This window comes from Curvibacter gracilis ATCC BAA-807 (genome assembly GCF_000518645.1).
GTDB lineage: Bacteria > Pseudomonadota > Gammaproteobacteria > Burkholderiales > Burkholderiaceae_C > Curvibacter > Curvibacter gracilis.
In genome coordinates, this window is sequence record NZ_JADZ01000011.1 from 215,226 (window position 1) to 233,918 (window position 18,693).

Annotated in this window: 18 protein-coding genes, 1 tRNA gene and 1 riboswitch; of the genes, 8 read left to right on the plus strand and 11 right to left on the minus strand. The window is 67.0% G+C overall.

All coding sequences use genetic code 11. The features are described 5' to 3' along the window. The first annotated feature begins 72 nt into the window (after positions 1 to 72). Positions 73 to 149: transfer RNA gene (locus tag L880_RS0109215), tRNA-Pro, on the plus strand. A 131-nt stretch (positions 150 to 280) separates the two neighbouring features. Here the strand turns inward: L880_RS0109215 and L880_RS32095 are convergent. Continuing rightward, positions 281 to 874 (minus strand): bactofilin family protein, encoded by a 594-nt coding sequence (locus L880_RS32095; protein WP_084461173.1) that lies wholly within the window; start codon positions 872 to 874, stop codon positions 281 to 283. A gap of 187 nt (positions 875 to 1,061) precedes the next feature. After that, on the minus strand, positions 1,062 to 1,361 hold the full coding sequence (locus L880_RS0109225) for a hypothetical protein (RefSeq protein ID WP_157462749.1): 300 nt from the start codon (positions 1,359 to 1,361) through the stop codon (positions 1,062 to 1,064). 1,045 nt (positions 1,362 to 2,406) lie between these two features. Here L880_RS0109225 and L880_RS0109235 point away from each other — a divergent pair. The 7 genes from L880_RS0109235 (at position 2,407) to L880_RS0109265 (ending at position 8,416) form a co-directional block, all read left to right on the plus strand. Continuing rightward, complete coding sequence (locus tag L880_RS0109235; protein ID WP_027475435.1) at positions 2,407 to 3,597, plus strand: ABC transporter substrate-binding protein; 1,191 nt, start codon at positions 2,407 to 2,409, stop codon at positions 3,595 to 3,597. Between the two features lie 147 nt (positions 3,598 to 3,744). Continuing rightward, a complete protein-coding gene (locus tag L880_RS0109240; protein ID WP_027475436.1) occupies positions 3,745 to 4,386 on the plus strand; it encodes a LysE family translocator in 642 nt (213 codons plus the stop codon). A gap of 25 nt (positions 4,387 to 4,411) precedes the next feature. Beyond that, a complete protein-coding gene (locus tag L880_RS0109245) occupies positions 4,412 to 5,275 on the plus strand; it encodes a branched-chain amino acid ABC transporter permease (RefSeq protein ID WP_027475437.1) in 864 nt (287 codons plus the stop codon). Positions 5,276 to 5,351: 76 nt separating this feature from the next. Continuing rightward, the gene (locus L880_RS0109250) at positions 5,352 to 6,365 is read left to right on the plus strand and encodes a branched-chain amino acid ABC transporter permease (protein WP_027475438.1); all 1,014 of its coding nucleotides are present in this window, start codon (positions 5,352 to 5,354) and stop codon (positions 6,363 to 6,365) included. Between the two features lie 26 nt (positions 6,366 to 6,391). Further along, positions 6,392 to 7,126, plus strand: coding sequence for an ABC transporter ATP-binding protein (locus L880_RS0109255; protein WP_043329015.1), 735 nt, complete (start codon positions 6,392 to 6,394; stop codon positions 7,124 to 7,126). Continuing rightward, positions 7,123 to 7,845, plus strand: a complete 723-nt coding sequence (locus L880_RS0109260) for an ABC transporter ATP-binding protein (protein WP_027475440.1) — start codon at positions 7,123 to 7,125, stop codon at positions 7,843 to 7,845. The genes L880_RS0109255 and L880_RS0109260 overlap by 4 nt, the downstream gene beginning before the upstream one ends. Positions 7,846 to 7,963: 118 nt before the next feature. Next, entirely contained in the window at positions 7,964 to 8,416 is a 453-nt protein-coding gene (locus L880_RS0109265; RefSeq protein WP_027475441.1) for a hypothetical protein, read from the plus strand. A 70-nt stretch (positions 8,417 to 8,486) separates the two neighbouring features. On the opposite strand, the gene L880_RS0109270 is transcribed toward L880_RS0109265, so the two are convergent. From L880_RS0109270 to L880_RS0109310, 9 genes are all read right to left on the minus strand, one after another. Then, positions 8,487 to 10,781 (minus strand): putative Ig domain-containing protein, encoded by a 2,295-nt coding sequence (locus L880_RS0109270; protein WP_051443199.1) that lies wholly within the window; start codon positions 10,779 to 10,781, stop codon positions 8,487 to 8,489. Between the two features lie 198 nt (positions 10,782 to 10,979). Beyond that, a riboswitch (cyclic di-GMP riboswitch) is annotated at positions 10,980 to 11,065 on the minus strand. A 153-nt stretch (positions 11,066 to 11,218) separates the two neighbouring features. Continuing rightward, complete coding sequence (acuI, locus tag L880_RS0109275; protein ID WP_027475443.1) at positions 11,219 to 12,202, minus strand: acrylyl-CoA reductase (NADPH); 984 nt, start codon at positions 12,200 to 12,202, stop codon at positions 11,219 to 11,221. Between the two features lie 99 nt (positions 12,203 to 12,301). Then, the gene (gene hutG / locus L880_RS0109280; RefSeq protein ID WP_027475444.1) at positions 12,302 to 13,117 is read right to left on the minus strand and encodes an N-formylglutamate deformylase; all 816 of its coding nucleotides are present in this window, start codon (positions 13,115 to 13,117) and stop codon (positions 12,302 to 12,304) included. Positions 13,118 to 13,140: 23 nt separating this feature from the next. After that, positions 13,141 to 14,556: a formimidoylglutamate deiminase gene (locus tag L880_RS0109285; protein WP_027475445.1), complete on the minus strand. Its 1,416-nt coding sequence runs from the start codon at positions 14,554 to 14,556 to the stop codon at positions 13,141 to 13,143. Positions 14,557 to 14,588: 32 nt separating this feature from the next. Further along, positions 14,589 to 15,821, minus strand: coding sequence for an imidazolonepropionase (gene hutI, locus L880_RS0109290; protein ID WP_027475446.1), 1,233 nt, complete (start codon positions 15,819 to 15,821; stop codon positions 14,589 to 14,591). 2 nt (positions 15,822 to 15,823) lie between these two features. Continuing rightward, the gene (locus L880_RS0109295; protein ID WP_043329019.1) at positions 15,824 to 16,435 is read right to left on the minus strand and encodes a HutD/Ves family protein; all 612 of its coding nucleotides are present in this window, start codon (positions 16,433 to 16,435) and stop codon (positions 15,824 to 15,826) included. After that, positions 16,432 to 17,229, minus strand: a complete 798-nt coding sequence (locus L880_RS0109300) for an amino acid ABC transporter ATP-binding protein (RefSeq protein ID WP_043329021.1) — start codon at positions 17,227 to 17,229, stop codon at positions 16,432 to 16,434. The genes L880_RS0109295 and L880_RS0109300 overlap by 4 nt, the downstream gene beginning before the upstream one ends. Next, positions 17,226 to 17,894 carry an amino acid ABC transporter permease gene (locus tag L880_RS0109305; RefSeq protein ID WP_019575342.1) on the minus strand — a complete coding sequence of 223 codons (669 nt, stop codon included), beginning with the start codon at positions 17,892 to 17,894 and terminating at the stop codon, positions 17,226 to 17,228. The genes L880_RS0109300 and L880_RS0109305 overlap by 4 nt, the downstream gene beginning before the upstream one ends. A gap of 37 nt (positions 17,895 to 17,931) precedes the next feature. Beyond that, a complete protein-coding gene (locus L880_RS0109310) occupies positions 17,932 to 18,678 on the minus strand; it encodes a transporter substrate-binding domain-containing protein (RefSeq protein ID WP_027475449.1) in 747 nt (248 codons plus the stop codon). Positions 18,679 to 18,693: the final 15 nt, after the last annotated feature.

Below are 18,693 nucleotides of genomic sequence, written 5' to 3' on the forward strand. Positions count from 1 at the left end.
AGGGGCTGGTGTTTGGATTCTTGTCTCAAAGAGATCAAATCACCCCAAAAGTCAGGCTACAATCACATCAGTCGGGGCGTAGCGCAGCCTGGTAGCGCATCTGCTTTGGGAGCAGAGGGTCGTGAGTTCGAATCCCACCGCCCCGACCATCCATCCTTAAATGGGCTTCAGTCTTCGTACTGCAGCCCATTTTTCATGGGCAAAAGCAAAGTGCTCCCTGCCACGCCAACCCGGCAACACGGTCGCCGACCACCACCGCGCAGCACTTTGCAGCGGGTCTTCAGAGCACCAATACCGACTTTGGAACAGCATCCGCGATCTGGGCGGGCAAGGTCACGTCGGCGCCCGGCCGCACCGCAGCGGGCGAACTCCCCAGGCCGCACTCGATGTCACCGCTCAACTGCCCGCCATCTTCCACAACCAGTTTGGCGTAACGGATTTTTCCGCTGACCTGCCCGGTGGCATGGATGATCAGTTTGCCGCGCACATTGAGGTTGCCCTCGAAGCGACCCTTGATCTCGGCCAGATCGATGTCCGCTGCCCCGCGGAAAGAGCCCTGCTCCGAGATCTGCATCAGGCGCGAGTCCATGGTGGCTTCCACCATGCCGTCAACCACCAGGGTGTCGCAATCGGTGATTTCAACGCCCTTGAGCTTGATGTTGGGGCCCACGGTCAGACGACTCCCCGCTTCAGCAGGGGCTGGCTTGACCGTGGCCTCCACCGGAGCGGCTGGAGAGGCCGGGCTGGAAGCCCCTGCCTTGTGAGCTTGTGAGGATGTGGCGCCTGCAGCAGGCTGAACCGATGAACCGGGCTGAACCCGGGCCGTTGCACCCTCGGGATCGCGCTTGCCAAAGAAGTTGGGTTGAATCGCCATGGAATCTCCTGAAAGAGCTTCATGCTAGAGAGCGATGCCGATACATTCCAACAAATGTGAGCAACAAAAGTAACCAGATACAAGAATCTCAGGTGGGTACGAAAAATCTCGGCCTCTGATATTTATCAAACCACCTTTCAACACTGCCAGCCATCCAAGAGCGTCCTAGAGCCGAGATAAAAATCTCTCAAAGAGTAAATATTTCGGTATCAATCAGGTAGCGAAAAGGTTCTTGCGCCTCAGGGTCCAGCGCCCATTGCCGCAAGGCTTCACGGTATATGGCTCCGAAATTGCGGGCCGCCAGCTGAATCAAGTCCGAATCGGCCCGCTCCAGGGTTTGAACCACATAGATCATGAGGTGCATCACCATGGTGCGCGGGGCCTGAGGCCGGTGGATGCGAATGCGGCTGTTGAGGAAAACCTCAAAGCGCAGCCCAGGCTCCTGGAGCAAGCCCATGGCAATGGGCACAAAGGTTTCGAGTTTCAAGCACGTCTTCCCTGAAAAATGAATCCCTGCACTGCGAGTGCAGGCAGGGGAGTCTTCTGGCCGGGAGACCCATTGCTCGGTATTCATGAACCGCCCCGGAAGAAACTCAACAGGGCGCGATGCTAAGGGCATCCCCAGCAGAAAATCAGGTGCATATGTTTCTTATTGTTACCCTGAAGTGGCTTGAGCCCAGCAGATTGAAAATGGCTGTTGCAGCTTGATTCAATAATCCAACAGGTTTGGCTCGGACAAACGGAGACTTGAGCGGATGGACAAGTGGATGAACGCTTGACTTACGGATTGACACATTTACACCCCCCATGTGCAGGGGGTGATTGGCATCGGCGCTCAAATGGCCTTCGGACATGCCGCCCTGGCCTTGAGCACCCGCTCCCGATGTGGACCTGGGTCGGCCTGGACTGGAAAAAAGCAGGCCCAGCGACTAAGGTGATTCATCGCTGTCACACCTGTACCCACCTGACTCCTGCGTCCGACTCCCCGCGCAGGCCCCGCAAGGGGTTGCACCCGGCCCTCAGGCCGGGTTTCTTTTTCCACCCCATCCTGCCGGCCTGGACACCGTGGTGCCAGCATCCCAAATGACGCGGCTCATGCAGGTTGGCGCTTGCGGTCACGTTCATCGAACGGCCAGATGCTGTCGCCAGGGCACATGGGTTTGAACAGAGGGGCTTGCATCGAACGACTCCTGTCTTGATAGGCCCCACTACAACGCAGCAGCTCGCGGCCGGATGACACAGGCCGCCCCAAGCATCGAACGCTCCAGACCGCCCGAACACCACTTTCAAGCGAGCACCGGGCAGGGTTTTCACGGGCAGAAAAAATGCCTTGATTCAGCCCAACGGCAATATACTGCCTGCACAAGATATACAGGCACTTTAGTGCATGACCAACCTCCAAGCAGGAACCCATGGCCGGGCGAACGGCTGTGCGAGGCCATGCCGAAGAAGCTGGTAGCGCTGGATTCGTCGCGAAGCCCGACAGCGACGACCTGCCCCAAGACTTGCAAACCGACAACAGGAGACAACACATGACCTCACGCCGACTGATCCTCAGCCGCAGCGCAGCCCTGGTGGGTGCAGCGTCCAGCGGCCTGTGGCTGCCCGAACTGGCCCGAGCCCAAACCGGCAAGCTGCGCGTGGGTTTCATGCTGCCCTACACCGGCACCTATGCCCAACTGGGCGTGGCCATTGAAAACGGCGTGCGCATGGCCATCAATGAGCAAGGTGGCAAGCTCGGTGGGCGTGAGATCGAGTACTTCAAGGTCGACGATGAGTCGGAGCCTGCCAAGGGCATCGAAAACGCCAACAAGCTGGTCCAGCGCGACAAGGTGGATGTGCTGATCGGCACCGTGCATTCGGGCGTGCAGATGGGCATCCAGAAGGTGGCGCGCGACAGCGGCGTGCTCAGCCTGATCCCCAACGCCGGCGTGCACGCGGCCACCCGGGCCTTGTGCGCCCCGAACGTGTTCCGCACCAGCTTCACCAACGCCCAACCCACCCAGGCGCTGGGTGCCGCCATGGTGGGCCGCGGCCACAAGAAGGCGGTCTGGATCACCTGGAAATACGCCGCCGGTGACGAGGCCTACGAGGGCTTCAAGGAGAGCTACACCAAGGCCGGCGGCACCATCGTCAAGGAGCTGGGCCTGCCCTTCCCCAACGTCGAGTTCCAGGCCCTGCTGACCGAGATCGCGGCCCTCAAACCCGACGCCGTGGCCTGCTTCTTTGCCGGCGGCGGCGCCGCCAAGTTCATGCGCGACTATGCCGCAGCAGGCCTCAAGGGCAAGATCCCGTTGTACGGATCGGGCTTCCTGACCGAAGGTGTGATCGAGGCCGCCGGCCCGGCGGCCGATGGCGTGATCACCACCATGCACTACAGCGACTCGCTGGACACGCCGCGCAACAAGCAGTTCCGCCTCGACTACGCCAAGACCTTCAAGATGCAGCCCGACGTGTATGCCGTGCAAGGCTACGACACCGGCCTGCTGCTGGTGCAAGGCGCCAATGCCGTCAAGGGCGACCTGAGCGGGAGCAAGCCGGCGCTGTACAAGGCGCTCGAATCGGCGGTGATCGACAGCCCACGCGGCAAGTGGACCATGAGCCGGGCCCACAACCCGGTGCAGGACATCTACCTGCGGGTGGTTGAAAAAGGCGAGAACAAGGTGCTCGGCGTGGCGGCCAAGGCCCTGGCCGACAGCGGCGCGGGTTGCCGGCTGGGTTGATCCGGCAGAGGCGGCCTGCCCACAGGGGCCCGGTATTTGCAAGAATGATGTGACCAGCGCTCTGATTGGAGCGCCGGCCAGTCCTTCGTGCGCCCGCACCCGGTGGCCACGACCCGCGCTTGCCTCATTCTTGTTTCACCCACCACCATGACCCTCAGCACCTTTTTGCTCTACCTTGCCGCCGTCGCCCTGCTCGTGCTGTCGCCCGGCCCCACCATGCTCATGTGCATGACCAACTCGCTGCAGCATGGCCCGCGCCGCGCCCTGGCCTCGGTGGCCGGCAGTGTCACCGCCGTGCTGGGCGTGATGCTGCTTTCGGCACTGGGCCTGGGTGCCCTGCTGGCGGCTTCGGAAACCGCTTTCCTGATCCTCAAGAGCGTGGGTGCGGCCTACCTGATCTGGCTCGGCATCAAGACCTTTCGCAGCCGGGCCACCGTGTTCTCCCCCCAGGCCACCGACCCGGACGGCCAGCGCCGCCCGCAATCCTATGCTCGGCTGTACCTGCAAGGCCTGATGGTGGGCGGCAGCAACCCCAAGGCCATTCTGTTCTTCACGGCCTTCTTTCCGCAGTTCATCAACCCGACGGCCAGCTTTCTGCCGCAATTCAGCCTGCTGGCCGGCACCTTCGTGAGTTTTGAGTTTGCCGTGCTCTCCGGCTGCGCCCTGGGCGTGGCCCGGCTGGCACCGGCGCTGCGCTCCAGCAGCCGCATGCAGTGGTTCAACCGCGTTTCGGGCGGCCTGTTCACCCTCATGGGTGGCCTGCTGCTGATGTCGCGCCGCCACACCTGATCCCCCCCTCACACCCCGCCCTGCCATGGACCTTGCCAACCTTCTGATCCAGTTGCTCAACAGCGTGCAGTACGGCCTGCTGCTGTTCATGCTGGCAGCCGGCCTGACCCTGATCTTCGGCATCATGGGCGTGGTCAATCTGGCCCACGGCAGCTTCTACATGCTGGGGGCCTACCTGGCCTGGTGGCTCAGCGCCCAGGTGGGCAGCCTGCCGCTGGCCATCGTGCTCGGTGCCCTGCTGTCGGTGGCTTTGGGCCTGGCGCTCGAATGGCTGCTGTTCCGCCACTTCTACCAGCGCGACCACCTGGACCAGGTGCTTCTGACCTTCGGCCTGATCTACGTCTTTGAAGAACTGCGCTCGCTGCTGTGGGGCGATGACGTGCACGGCGTGGAGATCCCCAAGGCGCTGGACTGGTCACTGCCGCTGACCGACACCCTCTCCTACCCGGCCTACCGCCTGTTCATGTCGGGTCTGTGCCTGCTGCTGGCGCTGGGCCTGTACCTGCTGATCTCGCGCACGCGGCTGGGCATGAAGATCCGGGCCGGGGCCTTCAACCGCGACATGGCCGAGTCGCTGGGCATCAACATCCGGCTGATCCATGCCATCGTGTTCGCGCTGGGCGTGGGCCTGGCCGCCGTGGCCGGCATGATCGCCGCGCCCATCGCCAGCGTCTACCCCAACATGGGCTCACAGGTGCTGATCATGTGCTTTGTGGTGGTGGTCATCGGTGGCATCGGTTCGGTGCGTGGCGCCCTGATCGCGGCCCTGCTGGTGGGCCTGGTGGACACCTTTGGCAAGGTGCTGCTGCCCCAGGTCTCGGGCATGCTGGTCTACATGCTGATGGCGGCCGTGTTGCTGTGGAAGCCCGAAGGGCTGTTCAAGCAATGAAGCCCAAGTCCCCCCACCTGAACCGCCCTGCCCGACTCTCTGACACTCCCTCTGACAATCGCCCGGAGCCCACCTGATGTCTGCCCCCCGTGCCCGTCTCGAAACCCTGCCCCGCGGCCTGCAGGCCGCGCTGGCCCTGGGCCTGCTGGCCCTGCTGAGTTTCCCCTTCGTGGGCAGCGACTTCTACGTGCAGATGGTGGCGCGCATGATGATCCTGGCCATCTTCGCCATGAGCCTGGACCTGCTGCAGGGCGTGACCGGCCTGGTCAGCCTGGGGCATGCGGCCTATTTCGGGCTGGCCGGCTATGCGCTGGCCTTCATCACCCCCGCGGGCGAGCCCGCCAGCCTGTGGTGGACGCTGCCGGTGGCCGTGGCGGCCTCGGCGCTGGCGGCGCTGGTGATCGGCTTCTTTGTGGTGCGCACCCATGGCATCTACTTCATCATGGTCACCATGGCCTTTGCGCAGATGGTGTTCTATCTGTTCTTCGACAACAAGGTGCTGGGCGGCTCGGATGGCCTGTACATCAACTTCAAGCCCGATGCCGCCATCGCGGGCTGGCTGCCCTTCGACCTCGAGAACAAGCTGAGCTTCTACTACTTCACGCTGTTCTTTCTGGTGGCCGTCTATGCCTTTCTGCGTCGCCTGCTCTGGAGCCCCTTCGGCCGGGCCCTGGCCGGCATCCGCATCAATGAGCACCGCATGCGCGCCATGGGCTTTGGCACCTTTGGCTACAAGCTGGCGGCCTTCACCCTGGCAGGCGCATTGGCCGGCCTGGCAGGCTACCTCTGGGGTGCCCAGAGCGGCTATGTGAACCCCGAGCTGATGGGTTTTCACATGAGCGCGCACGCCATCATGATGGTCATCCTGGGGGGCATGGGCAATTTTGCCGGTGCCATCGTCGGCGCCTTCACCTTCGAACTGCTGCTGGACCTGTTCAAGGACCTGCCCGCCATCGGTGGCTTTGACACCGGCAAGCACTGGCAACTGTGGATGGGCCTGTTCATCGTCGCGCTGATCGTGTTCGCGCCGCGGGGTCTGCTGGGCCTCACCCAGCGCAGCAGCAAAGGGACCTCTGGAGAGCAACCGTGAACGCCACACCTCACCCCGAAGTACTGATGAGTGCGCGCGGCCTGACCCGCCGCTTCGGCGGCCTGGCCGCCGTCAACCAGGTCGAACTCGACCTTTGGCGCAACTGCATCCATGCCGTGATCGGGCCCAACGGGGCTGGCAAGTCGACCCTGACCAACCTGCTGTCAGGCGACCTGCCCCCCAGCGACGGTCGCATCACCCTGGGCGGGCAGGACGTGACAGGCTGGTCGGCCGAACGCATCTCGCGCCAGGGCCTGGGCCGCAGCTACCAGAAGACCAACATCTTTGCCCCCTTGAGCGTGTGGGACAACATCCGCCTGGCCGCCCAGTCGCGCAGCCCCCAGGCCTGGCGCTGGCTCAAGCGCGCCGACAGCATCGCCGCCATCAACGAGCGCGCCGAGCGGGCCCTGGAGCTGGCCGGCCTGCAGCCCCGCCGCCAGGCCATCGCCGGCGCCGCCAGCCATGGCGAGCAGCGCCAGCTTGAGATCGCCATGACCCTGGCCACCGAGCCGCAGGTGCTGCTGCTCGATGAACCCCTGGCCGGCATGGGCGTGGCCGAGGCCGAACGCATCGTCGAATTGCTGCTGCGCCTCAAGCCCGGCCACGCCATGATGCTGGTCGAACACGACATGGACGCCGTCTTCACCCTGGCCGACCGCCTGACCGTGATGGTCAACGGCCAGCGCATTGCCAGCGGCAGCCCGGCCGAGGTGCGCGCCGACCCGCTGGTGCAGTCCGCCTACCTTGGAGCCGACGAATGAGCCCCTCCACCGAACTGCTGATCCAGGCCCAGGGCCTCAACACCTACTACGGCGCCAGCCACATCCTGCGCGACCTCAGCTTCACGGTGGCGCGTGGCGAGACCATCGGCCTGATGGGCCGCAACGGCATGGGCAAGAGCACCCTGCTGAAAAGCATCATGGGCCTGGTCAAGCCGCGCTCGGGCCAGGTGAACATCACCGGCCGCGCCATGACCGGCCGCTCGCCCTACGAGGTGTCGCGTCTGGGCATCGCCTACGTGCCCGAGGGGCGCGGCATCTTCGGCAACCTCAGCGTGCGAGAGAACCTGCAGATGGCGGCCCGCGCCGGCACCCGAGGCCAGCGCGACTGGACCTACGAGCGCGTGCTGGAAACCTTCCCGCGCCTGACCGAGCGCCTCAACCACGGCGGCCAGCAACTCTCGGGCGGCGAGCAGCAGATGCTGACCATCGGCCGCGCCCTCATGACCAACCCCGACGTGCTGATCCTCGACGAAGCCACCGAGGGCCTGGCCCCCCTGATCGCGCGCGAGATCTGGCGCATCTGCGGCCTGATCCGCGAAAGCGGCATCAGCAGCGTGATCGTCGACAAGAACTGGAAGCACGTCACCCAGATCAGCAACCGCAATGTGATCCTGGTGAAAGGCCAGGTCGCCTTCGAAGGCAGTTCCGAGCAACTGCGCGCCAACCCGGCCCTGCTCGATCAGTACCTGGGTGTGTAAGCCACACCACGTAGCTCACAAGTTGATACAGCTCGGGCGTCAACCCGCCCTGCGCGCCGTGCATTGAGCTTGCAAGCCCGCTGATCCTCCATCCTCCTGGCGGGCCTGAAAGATTGCCATGCTTTTGCGCCCACGCCGCCCCTTGCCAGGGGCCCTGCTCTTCGCCGGACTCAGCCTGCTCTTGCTCGCCCCTCTGGCCCAGGCCCAGAGCGAGGCCTACCGGCGCGGCTACGACCAGGGCTATGCCGATGGCCTGGCCGCCGCTCGCCAGACCCCCTGGCCGGCGGGTGCCGCCCCGAACTGGCCGGGCTCATACCCCGCCCCCGCAGCCCCCATCACCCTGCACGAGGCCCGCTATGGCACGGCCGAGCGGGCCTGTGACGCCCGCGCCGGCATCGCCCGGGCCCTGGCCAACCAGGCCATCCCGGTGCTCACGGTGAACAACGGCCTGTGCGGTGACCCCGCGCCCAATCAACGCAAGTTTCTGGTCCTCAGCTACAGCTGCCCGGGCCAGGGGCCGGTGCGCCAGAGTGCCTGGGAAGGCCAGCCCCTGGACCTGAGCTGCCGCTGAACCGCAGCCGAGCCCCAAAAAAACGGCGCCAGGGAATCCCTGGCGCCGCTCTTGAGAGACCAGCGATTGCTTACTTGATGGTCACCGGCATCTGCACTTGCACCGTGCGGCCGGCCGAGTCCTTGACCACCACCGTCAGCGTGTAGCTGCCGGTCACCGGACTGGCCCAGTTGGCGGTCACGGTGAGGCCTGTCATCGAGAACGACATGCCCAGCGGAGCACCGGAGATCGACACCGAGACCCAGCTCACGCCCGAATCCGTGATCGTGATCGTGCCGCTGACGGCCTTGCCAGCCGTGCCGGTGATGGCTGGGGCATTGACCGACAAACCGCCGCTGGTCGTGGTGGAGGCCGCAATCTTCACGGTGTAGACGGCCTGGCCGGTCAGGCCGGTCTTGCTGTCCTTGGCGATGGCGGTCACGCTGTAAGTGCCCAGCACCGGGCTGGTCCAGCTCACCACGCCGGTGCTGGCGTTGATGCTCATGCCGGTGGGGGCACCGCTGAGGCTGTAGCTCAGGGCATTGGCGCCGGTGGCGTTCACGGTGAACGACAGGGCTGTGCCCGGCGTGCCGTTGACAGTGGCGGCGGTCACGGTGGGGGCCACCGGTGCCGTCACCGTCACGGTGTACACGCCCTGGCCGCTGAGACCGGTCTTGCTGTCCTTGGCGACCACGGTCACGGCATAGGTGCCCGCCACCGGGGTGGGCCAGCTGACCACGCCAGCGGTGGAGATGGTCATGCCGCTCGGAGCGCCCGTCAGGCTGTAGGTCACGGCATTGGGGGCCGAAGCGGACACGGTGAACGACAGGGCGGTGCCCACTTGGCCGCTGATGCTGGCCGAAGCCACCACGGGCGGGTTGGTCACCGTGGCGCCACTGAGCACGCTGAGCAGGTTGCTGCCATTGGGCGTGCCCAGGCCGGTGGGGGTGTCAAAGCCGGCGTGTGCGCTGCAGGTGGCGCAAGTGCCGTTGTTGCCCGAGGTCACGTCCAGGAAGGCGCCGGCATAGCTGCTGGCGTTCACCGAGATCTGACCGTACAACACCGAGTGCGGTGCGCCCAACAGGGCCTTGGAGGTCTGCACACGCATGGCGTTGGCTACCGCGACAAGCGCCGCCCACTGCGGGGTCGACATGCTGGTACCACCGGCGCTGACCCATTGGGTGGTGCTGCTGCCCGCAGCGATCACCGCCACATACTGACCGGTGTTGGGGTTGGCATTCATGGCCACATCCGACACGGTGCGACGCGCCACCGTGCCCAGGCCCGGCACGGCGCTGGTCTGGTAGCTGGGCAGGGCCGTGTAGGCGCTGGTGCCGCCGCCCGAACCGCTCCACACCACTTCGCTGCGGCTGCCCGTGCCGCTGTAGGTCAGCGAGGTACCGCCGACAGCCAGCACCTTGGGCGACACGGCCGGCCAGCTCACGCCAGCACCCGAGTCACCCGCCGCCGCCAGGTAGGTCATGTTGGCGGTGCTGAAGTAACTGTCGGCCGAGGCGGTCCAGTTGCCTTCGTTGGCGCCAAAGCTCATCGACACCACGCCCGGGCCCATCTTGTTGGCCAGGCCCACGGCCGCCAGCAGGCTGTTCACGCTGGAATCCGGGGCTTCGATCAGCACCAGACGGGCCAACGGCGCAATCGCGTGGGCCCACTGAACGTCCAGAGATATCTCGGTCGACCAGCCCGAATCGTAGGCCGGTGCCGTCGCGGTCATGGCGCCGCTGGTGTTGCTGTACACCACCGACAGCTCGCAAGCCGCGCTCGACGGTGCGGCCAGCGGCAGCGTGGCGTTGGTGGCGATGGCCTTGGTGGTGCAGGTGGGCAGGCCGAACTTGCTGTTGAAGGCGGCCAGCTCGGCGGCCACGTTCGGGTTGTGCATGGCGTCGACGATGTAGATCGTCTGGCCGGCGCCCAGCTGGGCGGCTTGCGCGGCCGTCAGGCTGGCACCCGCGGCCGGGGTGGCCGGCAGGCCATAGGCCGCGCGGATCTGGGCCGGCGAGTACGTGACCACGGCGGAGCCTGCCTTGGCGGTCGAGTCATCGGACTGCGCGTTGGCGGAAACCCCCAAGGCCTTGGCCTGGGTCATGGCCTCGGGCGTCAGGCGACGGCTGCTCAGGCCGGCCAGCTCGGCGGGCACCAACTGCACACGCGGTGCCAACTGGGCCGAAGCGCCCGAGCCGGAGGCGTCCACATCGTCCGGCGCCTGCAGTTGCACCGGTGCCAGGTGGAAGCTGGGCAGCACAGTCTGTGAAGCCACCGAATCCGGCAGCGTGTCGACCGCAGCCGACAAGGTGGTGGTGGCGCTGACCGAAGGGCTGGCCGTCGTGCCGCCATCACCGCCACCGCAAGCGGCCAGCAGCAAAGTCATGGCACTCAGTGCCAGGCCACAGGCGGCAGGCGCAGAACGCAAATTTTGGAATGGGATCAATGAGGCCACGGCACTCTCCGGTCAGTTGGACGGGAGGCACAGCCATCAAAAGAAGGGAAGCCAGGACACCGGGCTGAGGGGTTGCCGGCTTCTGGGACCTGGGGATCCAGGTGGGCTTCGCAGAAGAAGCCACAGGGGCTTGGCAACCCCGCTGTCATACCCCTGAGGGCTTAGACCGGTGGCTTTGCGACCCCGGCTTTCGCACGGGTGTGCCTTTTACATGGCGCCATCTTAAGTTCATTTATGTTTCATATCAACACATTTCGTAACACGCCGGATAAGAAATGACGAACGGAAAAGCGAAAGAAAAGCCCGTCTGTTCCCGGGATCCACCCGAATAGCCGCAAAAAGCCGGGGTCAAGGCCCCGGTGGAGGCATCAAGCCCCGAGACGCACCACCACACGCCCACGCACCTGCCCCGCCAGCAGATCCGCCGCCACGGCGGGGGCCTGGGCCAAGGGGATTTCGCGGGTGAAGGCCTCCAGCAAGGCCGGGTCCAGATCGCGGGCCAGACGTGCCCAGGCCTGCTGGCGCAGCGCCAGCGGGGCCATCACGCTGTCGATGCCATACAAGGTGATCCCACGCAGGATGAAGGGCGCCACGGTGGCCGGGAAATCCATGCCCCCGGCCAGGCCGCAAGCGGCCACTGCGCCGCCGTAGCGGGTGCCGGCGCAGGCATTGGCCAGGGTGTGGCTGCCCACGGCATCCACCACGCCGGCCCAGCGCTCCTTGCCCAGGGCTTTGCCGGGCGCGGCCAGCTCGGCCCGGTCGATGACATCAGCCGCGCCGATGGATTTCAAATGCTCGGCCTCTTGCGGCCGGCCGGTCGAGGCCACGGCGCGGTAGCCCAGCCGGGCCAGCAAGGCCAGGGCCACACTGCCCACGCCGCCGTTCGCACCGGTGACCAGGATGTCGCCGTCGCCCGGCCGGATGCCGTGGCGCTCCAGGGCCATCACGCACAGCATCGCGGTGTAGCCCGCGGTGCCGATGGCCATGGCCTGGCGGGCACTGAAGGCCTCAGGCAGGCGCACCAGCCAGTCGCCCTTGACCCGGGCCACACCGGCCAGGCCACCCCAGTGGGTTTCGCCCACGCCCCAGCCGTTGAGCACCACTTGATCACCCACTTTCCAGCCGGCATGGCTGCTGGCGATCACGGTGCCCGCGAAATCGATGCCCGGCACCATGGGAAAGCGCCGCACCACGGGCGATTGGCCGGTGATGGCCAGGCCATCCTTGTAATTGAGGGTGGACCAAGCCACCTGCACGGTCACATCGCCCTCGGGCAGTTGCGCCTCGTCGATGGATTGCAACTGGGCGCGGTAGCCGGCGTCGTCCTTGGTGATCAGAATGCCTTCGAACATGGGGTCTCCTGGTGGGGTACAAGCGGCGTGGATCATGCCCCAGCTCGCAGCAGCCCATCAAGCACCTGGGTTACCCCATGCTCTGCCCGAACAACCGGATCAGGCGGCCTCGGCAAAGGCCAACATGGCTTCAATCAATTGCTGCACGGTGGGCTGGATGCGGGCTGCCACCTCCGGCAGGTAGTCAAAAGGCAATGCCTCTTGCATGTAGCTGCACTGGGTCATTTCCAGTTGCACCGCATGGATGTTCTGGGCCGGCTGGCCGTGATGGCGCGTGATGTGCCCGCCCTTGAAGCGCCCGTTGAGCACGGCCGTGTGCCCCGGAGCCGCCTGGGCGATGGCCAGCAGGCGCTGCGCCAGCGCCGGGTCACAGCTGGCGCCGTCGGCGGTGCCCAGGTTCAGGTCGGGCAGCTTGCCTTCGAAGAAGCGGGGCAGCACCGAGCGGATCGAGTGCGCGTCCCACAACAGGGCCACGCCATGGGCGGCACGCAGGCGCTGCAGCTCGGCCTGCAAGCAGGCATGGTAAGGCGCCCACACGGCCGCGCGGCGCTGCGCGATCTCGGCCTCATCCGGGCCCTGGCCGTCGACGTACAGCGGGGTGTCGTCAAAGGTGTCGACCGGGCACAGGCCGGTCACGCTCTGGCCCGGGTACAGGCTGGCGCCGTCGGGTGGGCGGTTCAGATCGATCACATAGCGCGAATGGGTGGCCACCAGGATCGAGGCCCCCATGTCGCGGGCAAAGGCGTAAAGCCGCTCCAGATGCCAGTCGGTGTCGGGCACCTGCCGGGCTTCGGCCGTCAGCCGCTGGGCCAGCGCAGGCGGCACATAGGTGCCCACATGGGGCATGGAGATCAACAGCGGGCGATGCCCCTGGTAGAAGCGGAAGGCGGGTTGGTCGGTGGTGAAAGCGGTCATGGTTGGGCCTGGGAAGGAGAATGTCAGGTGCTTTCCAGCAGTTCGCGGCGGGCCTGCACAAAGGCCCGTGCCGCCTCGTCATGCAAGGCGTGGCGGCCGGCCTGCACACGGGGCACCCCGCCCACCCGCACCTCGGCCACGGCCGAGCTGCGGTGGCTGCCGAAGACGTGGGCCGACAGCATGTCGGGTGCGGGCAAGCCGGCCAGGGCCAGGTGCTGCGGGTCCAGCGCCACCCAGTCGGCGCGCTGGCCCGGCGCCAGGCCGGCCACCGGGCGGGCACAGGCCTGGGCGCCACCGGCCACCGCCTGCAGGGTCATGGCCGTGGCCACCCCGGGCTGGCGGGCACTGGCCAGCACATTGCGCTCGTGCCGCTGCAGGCGCTGGCCGTACTCCAGCAGCATCAGCTCTTCGGCCGCATTCACACAGGCATGGCTGTCCGAGCCCACGCCCCAGGCGCCGCCAGCGTCGCGCCACAGAGGCAGGTCGAACAGGCCATCGCCCAGATTGGCCTCGGTGCTGGGGCACAGGCCGGCCACCGCGCCGCTGGCCGCTGCGGCCCGGTACTCGGCCTCGGTCATGTGGGTGGCGTGCACCAGGCACCAGCGCCGGTCCACCGGTGCATGCTCCAGCAGCCATTCGACCGGGCGCCGCGCGCTCCAGGCCAGGCAATCGTCCACCTCGCGGGTCTGCTCGGCGATGTGGATGTGGATGGGGGCCGCGGGGTCGAGCGCCGTCAGGCCGGCCACGGCCTCGCGCAGGCTGTCGGGGGGCACGGCGCGCAGCGAGTGCGGCGCCAGGCCCAGTCGGGTGCCACGGCCATGCAGGCCGCGGTTCAGCTCGCCCTGCAAGGTGTGCAGCAGCCGCAGCAGGTTGTCGGTGCTGCGCAGAAAGCGCCGCTGCCCGCCGTGCGGCGCCTGCCCGCCAAAACCGCCGCTCTGGTAGAGCACGGGCAGCAGCGTCATGCCCATGCCCGTGCGCTCGGCCGCCCGCAACAGGCAGCGCGCCAGCGTGGCGTCGTCGGCATAGGGCTGGCCGTCGGCCTGGTGATGCACGTAGTGGAACTCGCACACCGAGGTGTAGCCGGCCTCCAACATTTCGAGGTACAGCCAGGTGGCGATGGCCTCCAGCCGCTCGGGCGTCAGGCTGCCCGCAAAGCGGTACATCAGGGTGCGCCAGCTCCAGAAACTGTCGGCCTCGCCCCCCTGCCCTGGGCTGCTGCGCTGCTCGGTGAGGCCGGCAAAGCCGCGCTGGAAGGCATGGGAATGCAGATTGGGCAGGCCCGGGATCACGGGTCCCGCAGCCTGGGCCACACCGGCCGGCGCGGCCACACCGGGCTGCACCTGCTGCAGCACACCGGCCGCATCCCACTGCAGCAACACATCGCGGGCCCAGCCCTCGGGCAGCAGGGCGTGGGGGGCAAACAAGGTGGTGGCGCTCATGCTGGTGCTCATGCAGGCTTTCTCAAGTCGAATCAAGGGGTCTGGGTGATGCAGCCCTGGCGCACCACGGTGGGCCGGGGGCGCTGGCCCAGCCAGTAGGCCAGCTCGGCCACCTCGCCCACGGGCCACAGCACCCAGTTGGCGGGCCGCCCCGGCCCGATCAGGCCATGGCTGTCCTGCAGGCCCAGCGCCTGGGCGGCGTGGCGGGTCACCCCGGCCAGGGCCTCGGGCACGGTCAGGCGAAACAGCGTGCAGGCCATGTTGACCATCAGCAGCAGGCTCAGGGCCGGCGAGGTGCCCGGGTTGTGGTCGGTGGACACGGCCATGGGCACGCCGGCCTCGCGCAAGGCCTGGATGGGGGGCACCTGGGTGTCGCGCAAGGTGTAGAAGGCACCGGGCAGCAGCACGGCCACCGTGCCCGAACGGCGCATGGCGGCGATGCCTTCGGCCGACAGGTGCTCGATGTGGTCGCACGACAGCGCGCCATAGCGCGCCGCCAGCGCCGCCCCGCCCATGTCGGACAGTTGCTCGGCATGCAGCTTCACCGGCAGGCCCAGGGCCTGCGCGGCCTGAAACACCTGCTCGGTCTCGGCCAGCGAGAACGCGATGCGCTCGCAGAACACATCCACCGCATCCACCAGGCCTTCGGCCGCCAGCGCGGGCAGCATCTCGCGGCACACCAGCTCGATGTAATCGGTGCTGCGCCCCGCGTACTCGGGCGGCAGCGCATGGGCGCCCAAAAAGGTGGTGCGCACCGTGAGGCCATGCAGCTCACCCAGGCGCCGCGCCACGCGCAACTGCTTGCGCTCGTGCGCCAGGCTCAGGCCATAGCCTGATTTGATCTCGACGGCACAGACCCCCTCGGCCAGCAGGCTTTGCAGGCGGGCGCTGGCACTGGCCAGCAGCTCGTCCTCGCTGGCCTCGCGGGTGGCCCGCACGCTGGAGACGATGCCGCCGCCGGCGCGAGCCACCTCTTCGTAGCTGGCACCGGCCAGGCGCAGCGCGAATTCATTCGCCCGCTGGCCGCCGTACACCAGGTGGGTGTGGCAGTCGATCAGGCCGGGCGTGAGCCAGCAGCCCCCGGCGTCGTGCCGGGGCGTGGCGGGCGGCAGCACCGCATCGGCCAGGCGCCCGACCCAGGCGATCTGCCCCCCCTGCACCAGCAGGGCATCGCTGTCGGGCGGGCTGTCGACCGTCAGCGCACCGGGCGCCACCCGCAGGTTGAACCACAAACCATCGGCACTGGCGTGCACAGAACCCCGCATGGTCAGACCTCCTGTATCAACACCGCGATCAGCGCGGCCTGCGGCCCGTCGGCCGTCAGCCGCCAGGGGCCGAAACGCCCTGCCCCGGCCTGCCACCACAGGCCCTGCCCGGGTGCCAGCGCCACGGTTTCAGCGCCACACAGCTGCCAAGCCCCCCGCAGGCTCATCAGCAGGCCGGCCGGTGACGAGGGCAAGGCCTGCCCCACATCGCCGCGCAACACGGTGACCGAGGCGCGGCAGCGCTCGCGCCGCGTCATCACATTGAAATCGTCGCAGGGGCCGCCCAGCAGGCGGCTGTCGATGGCGACCTCGCCGGCAAAGGCAAAGGGCTGCCACGGTGTGGCCAGGCGGTGCGCCACCGCGCCATCGCCGGATGTGAGCTGCACGCCGGCCCCTTCGAGCAGCGTGATCACGCGGTCCACCCCTTCGAAGCGGGAGAACGGCCCGTCGCTGGCGATGTGGGCAATGCTGACCCGCCAGTCAAAGGCGTTCAGCCCCGCGCCCGGCGGCTGGCAGACGATCTCGCGCGTCACGCCGCCGCCGTTCTTCCAGGGCATGGCCTGGAGCGTGCGGCGGTCGAAGCGATGCAGATCTGAAGAGGCTTCTGGGCTCATGAGCGGCTCAGCACGGCGTGCAGGAACTGCCGGGTGCGCTCCTGGCGCGGGGCACCGAACACGGTGGCCGGGTCGCCGGCCTCGACGATGCCGCCGCCGTCCATGACCACCACCACATCGGCCACCTCGCGGGCAAAGCCCATCTCATGGGTGACCACCATCATGGTCATGCCTTCGCTGGCCAGCAGCTTCATGACCTGCAGCACCTCGCCCACCAGCTCGGGGTCGAGGGCCGAGGTGGGCTCGTCGAACAGCATCACCTTGGGACGCATGGCCAGGGCACGGGCAATCGCCACGCGCTGCTTCTGGCCGCCCGACAGGCTGGCCGGCATGGCATCGGCCTTGGCCGACAGGCCCACCTTCTGCAGCAGCTCACGGGCCTCGGCCTCGGCCTGGGCGGCGCTCAGGCCGCGCAGCATGCGCGGGCCCAGCGTGACATTGCCCAGCACCGACAGGTGCGGGAACAGGTTGAACGACTGGAACACCATGCCCACCTCGGTGCGCAGGGCGTTCAGCTCGCGCTCGGCCAGCATCTGGCCCTCGCGCACCAGGGTGTGGCCCACGATCTCGACGCTGCCCTGCTCGGGCTGCTCCAGCCCGTTGCAGCAGCGCAAGAAGGTGCTCTTGCCCGAGCCGCTGGGCCCGATCACCACCACCACCTGCGAGGGCTGCACCTCGAAGTCGATGCCTTTCAACACCACGTGGTCGCCGTAGCGCTTGCCCAGGCCGCGGATGCGCAGGATGGGTTCTTGGCCCTGGGTCTGGGCCGGTGTCTGTTGCAGGGTCTGGGTCATTGCACCATGCCTCCGGCGCGCAGGCGCTGTTCGATGTGCCGCAGGGCCAGGGTGGTCAGCCCCGTGAGCACGAAATACACCGCCGCGATCGCGAGATACACCTCCAGCGACCGGTACGACACGCTGATGATCTTCTGCCCCTCGTGCATCACGTCGTGGATGGTCAACAGCGACACCAGGGCCGAGTTCTTGATCAGGGCAATGAACTCATTGCCCAGGGGCGGGATCATGCGCACCACGGCCTGCGGCAGGATCACGCTGCGCATGGCCTGGCTGTAGGACATGCCCATGGAGCGGGCGGCCTCCATCTGGCCGCGGTCCACCGACTGGATGGCCCCGCGCACGATCTCCGACACATAGGCGCCCGAGTAGATGCCCATGCCCAGCACGCCGCACACAAAGGCCGGCAGCAGCAGCCCGAAATGCGGCAGGCCGAAGAACAGGATGAACAGCTGCACCAGCAGCGGCGTGCCGCGGATCAGCGCCACATAGGCCGTGCACAGGCCGTAGACCAGCGGGTTGCCGCGCCGCAGGCGGCCCAGGCCGGCCAGCAGGCCCAGCACGCAGCCCAGCAGCAGCGCACAGGCGGTGATCTGCACCGTGACGGCCGCGCCGTTGAGCAGATCGCGCCAGCCGGCCCAGACGGGGGAGAAATCGAAGTCCATGGGGTGGAGTGCCTTCAGTCAGGGAGCGCTCAGCCCCTCATTTGCCGGCCGGAAACCACTTGGCCACCAGGCGCGCATGGCTGCCGTCGGCCTTGAGCTTGGCCAGCGCGGCGTTGACGGCACGGGTCAGCTCCGGCGTGTCCTTGCGCAGGGCCATGCCGTACTCCTCGGTGGTCAGCTGGGGCTCCAGCACCTGCAGACCCGGGCGGGTGCGCATGTACTGGAAGGCCGCGGGCTTGCCGGTGACCAGGGCGTCGGCCCGGCCGATGTCCACCAGGTTGAACATCTCCTGGTTCTTCTCGACCTCGACCAGCTGCACCTGCGGGAAGGCCTGCTTCACAAAGGCCACCGACTTGGTGCCCACCTGCACCGACACCTTCTTGCCATTGAGGTCGATGGGCGCCTTCATCGCGCTGCCCGCCTTGACCATGGTGACCAGGCCACCGGCAAAGTAGGGTTCGCTGAAATCAACCACCTTCTTGCGCTCGTCGGTGATGTAGATGGCCGACACGGCCATGTCGAAGCGCTTGGAGATCAGACCCGGGATCAGGCCCTTGAAGTCGATGTCCACCCACTCGACCTTCTTGCCCATGGCGGCGGCCACCGCCTCCACCAGCTCGACATCGAAGCCGGTACGCTTGCCGTTGTCCACGTACTCCATGGGCGGAAAGGTGGCGTCGGTGGCCACGTGCAGCACATCGGTCTGGGCGCTGGCGGCGCCGTGCAGGCCGGCAAAGCTGCTGAGGGCCAGGGTGGCGAGGAGGAGTTGGCGGCGGAAGTTCATGGGGCAGATCCTGTG

Bases quoted from the DNA above. Each gene is read 5' to 3' on its own strand.
- L880_RS32095 (WP_084461173.1), bottom strand. From the start codon at position 874: ATGGCGATTCAACCCAACTTCTTTGGCAAGCGCGATCCCGAGGGTGCA.
- L880_RS0109250 (WP_027475438.1), top strand. From the start codon at position 5,352: ATGTCTGCCCCCCGTGCCCGTCTCGAAACCCTGCCCCGCGGCCTGCAG.
- L880_RS0109300 (WP_043329021.1), bottom strand. From the start codon at position 17,229: ATGACCCAGACCCTGCAACAGACACCGGCCCAGACCCAGGGCCAAGAA.
- L880_RS0109235 (WP_027475435.1), top strand. From the start codon at position 2,407: ATGACCTCACGCCGACTGATCCTCAGCCGCAGCGCAGCCCTGGTGGGT.
- L880_RS0109255 (WP_043329015.1), top strand. From the start codon at position 6,392: ATGAGTGCGCGCGGCCTGACCCGCCGCTTCGGCGGCCTGGCCGCCGTC.
- L880_RS0109245 (WP_027475437.1), top strand. From the start codon at position 4,412: ATGGACCTTGCCAACCTTCTGATCCAGTTGCTCAACAGCGTGCAGTAC.
- L880_RS0109240 (WP_027475436.1), top strand. From the start codon at position 3,745: ATGACCCTCAGCACCTTTTTGCTCTACCTTGCCGCCGTCGCCCTGCTC.
- hutG (WP_027475444.1), bottom strand. From the start codon at position 13,117: ATGACCGCTTTCACCACCGACCAACCCGCCTTCCGCTTCTACCAGGGG.
- L880_RS0109310 (WP_027475449.1), bottom strand. From the start codon at position 18,678: ATGAACTTCCGCCGCCAACTCCTCCTCGCCACCCTGGCCCTCAGCAGC.
- L880_RS0109270 (WP_051443199.1), bottom strand. From the start codon at position 10,781: ATGACTTTGCTGCTGGCCGCTTGCGGTGGCGGTGATGGCGGCACGACG.
- L880_RS0109285 (WP_027475445.1), bottom strand. From the start codon at position 14,556: ATGAGCGCCACCACCTTGTTTGCCCCCCACGCCCTGCTGCCCGAGGGC.
- L880_RS0109260 (WP_027475440.1), top strand. From the start codon at position 7,123: ATGAGCCCCTCCACCGAACTGCTGATCCAGGCCCAGGGCCTCAACACC.
- L880_RS0109295 (WP_043329019.1), bottom strand. From the start codon at position 16,435: ATGAGCCCAGAAGCCTCTTCAGATCTGCATCGCTTCGACCGCCGCACG.
- hutI (WP_027475446.1), bottom strand. From the start codon at position 15,821: ATGCGGGGTTCTGTGCACGCCAGTGCCGATGGTTTGTGGTTCAACCTG.
- L880_RS0109265 (WP_027475441.1), top strand. From the start codon at position 7,964: ATGCTTTTGCGCCCACGCCGCCCCTTGCCAGGGGCCCTGCTCTTCGCC.
- L880_RS0109305 (WP_019575342.1), bottom strand. From the start codon at position 17,894: ATGGACTTCGATTTCTCCCCCGTCTGGGCCGGCTGGCGCGATCTGCTC.
- acuI (WP_027475443.1), bottom strand. From the start codon at position 12,202: ATGTTCGAAGGCATTCTGATCACCAAGGACGACGCCGGCTACCGCGCC.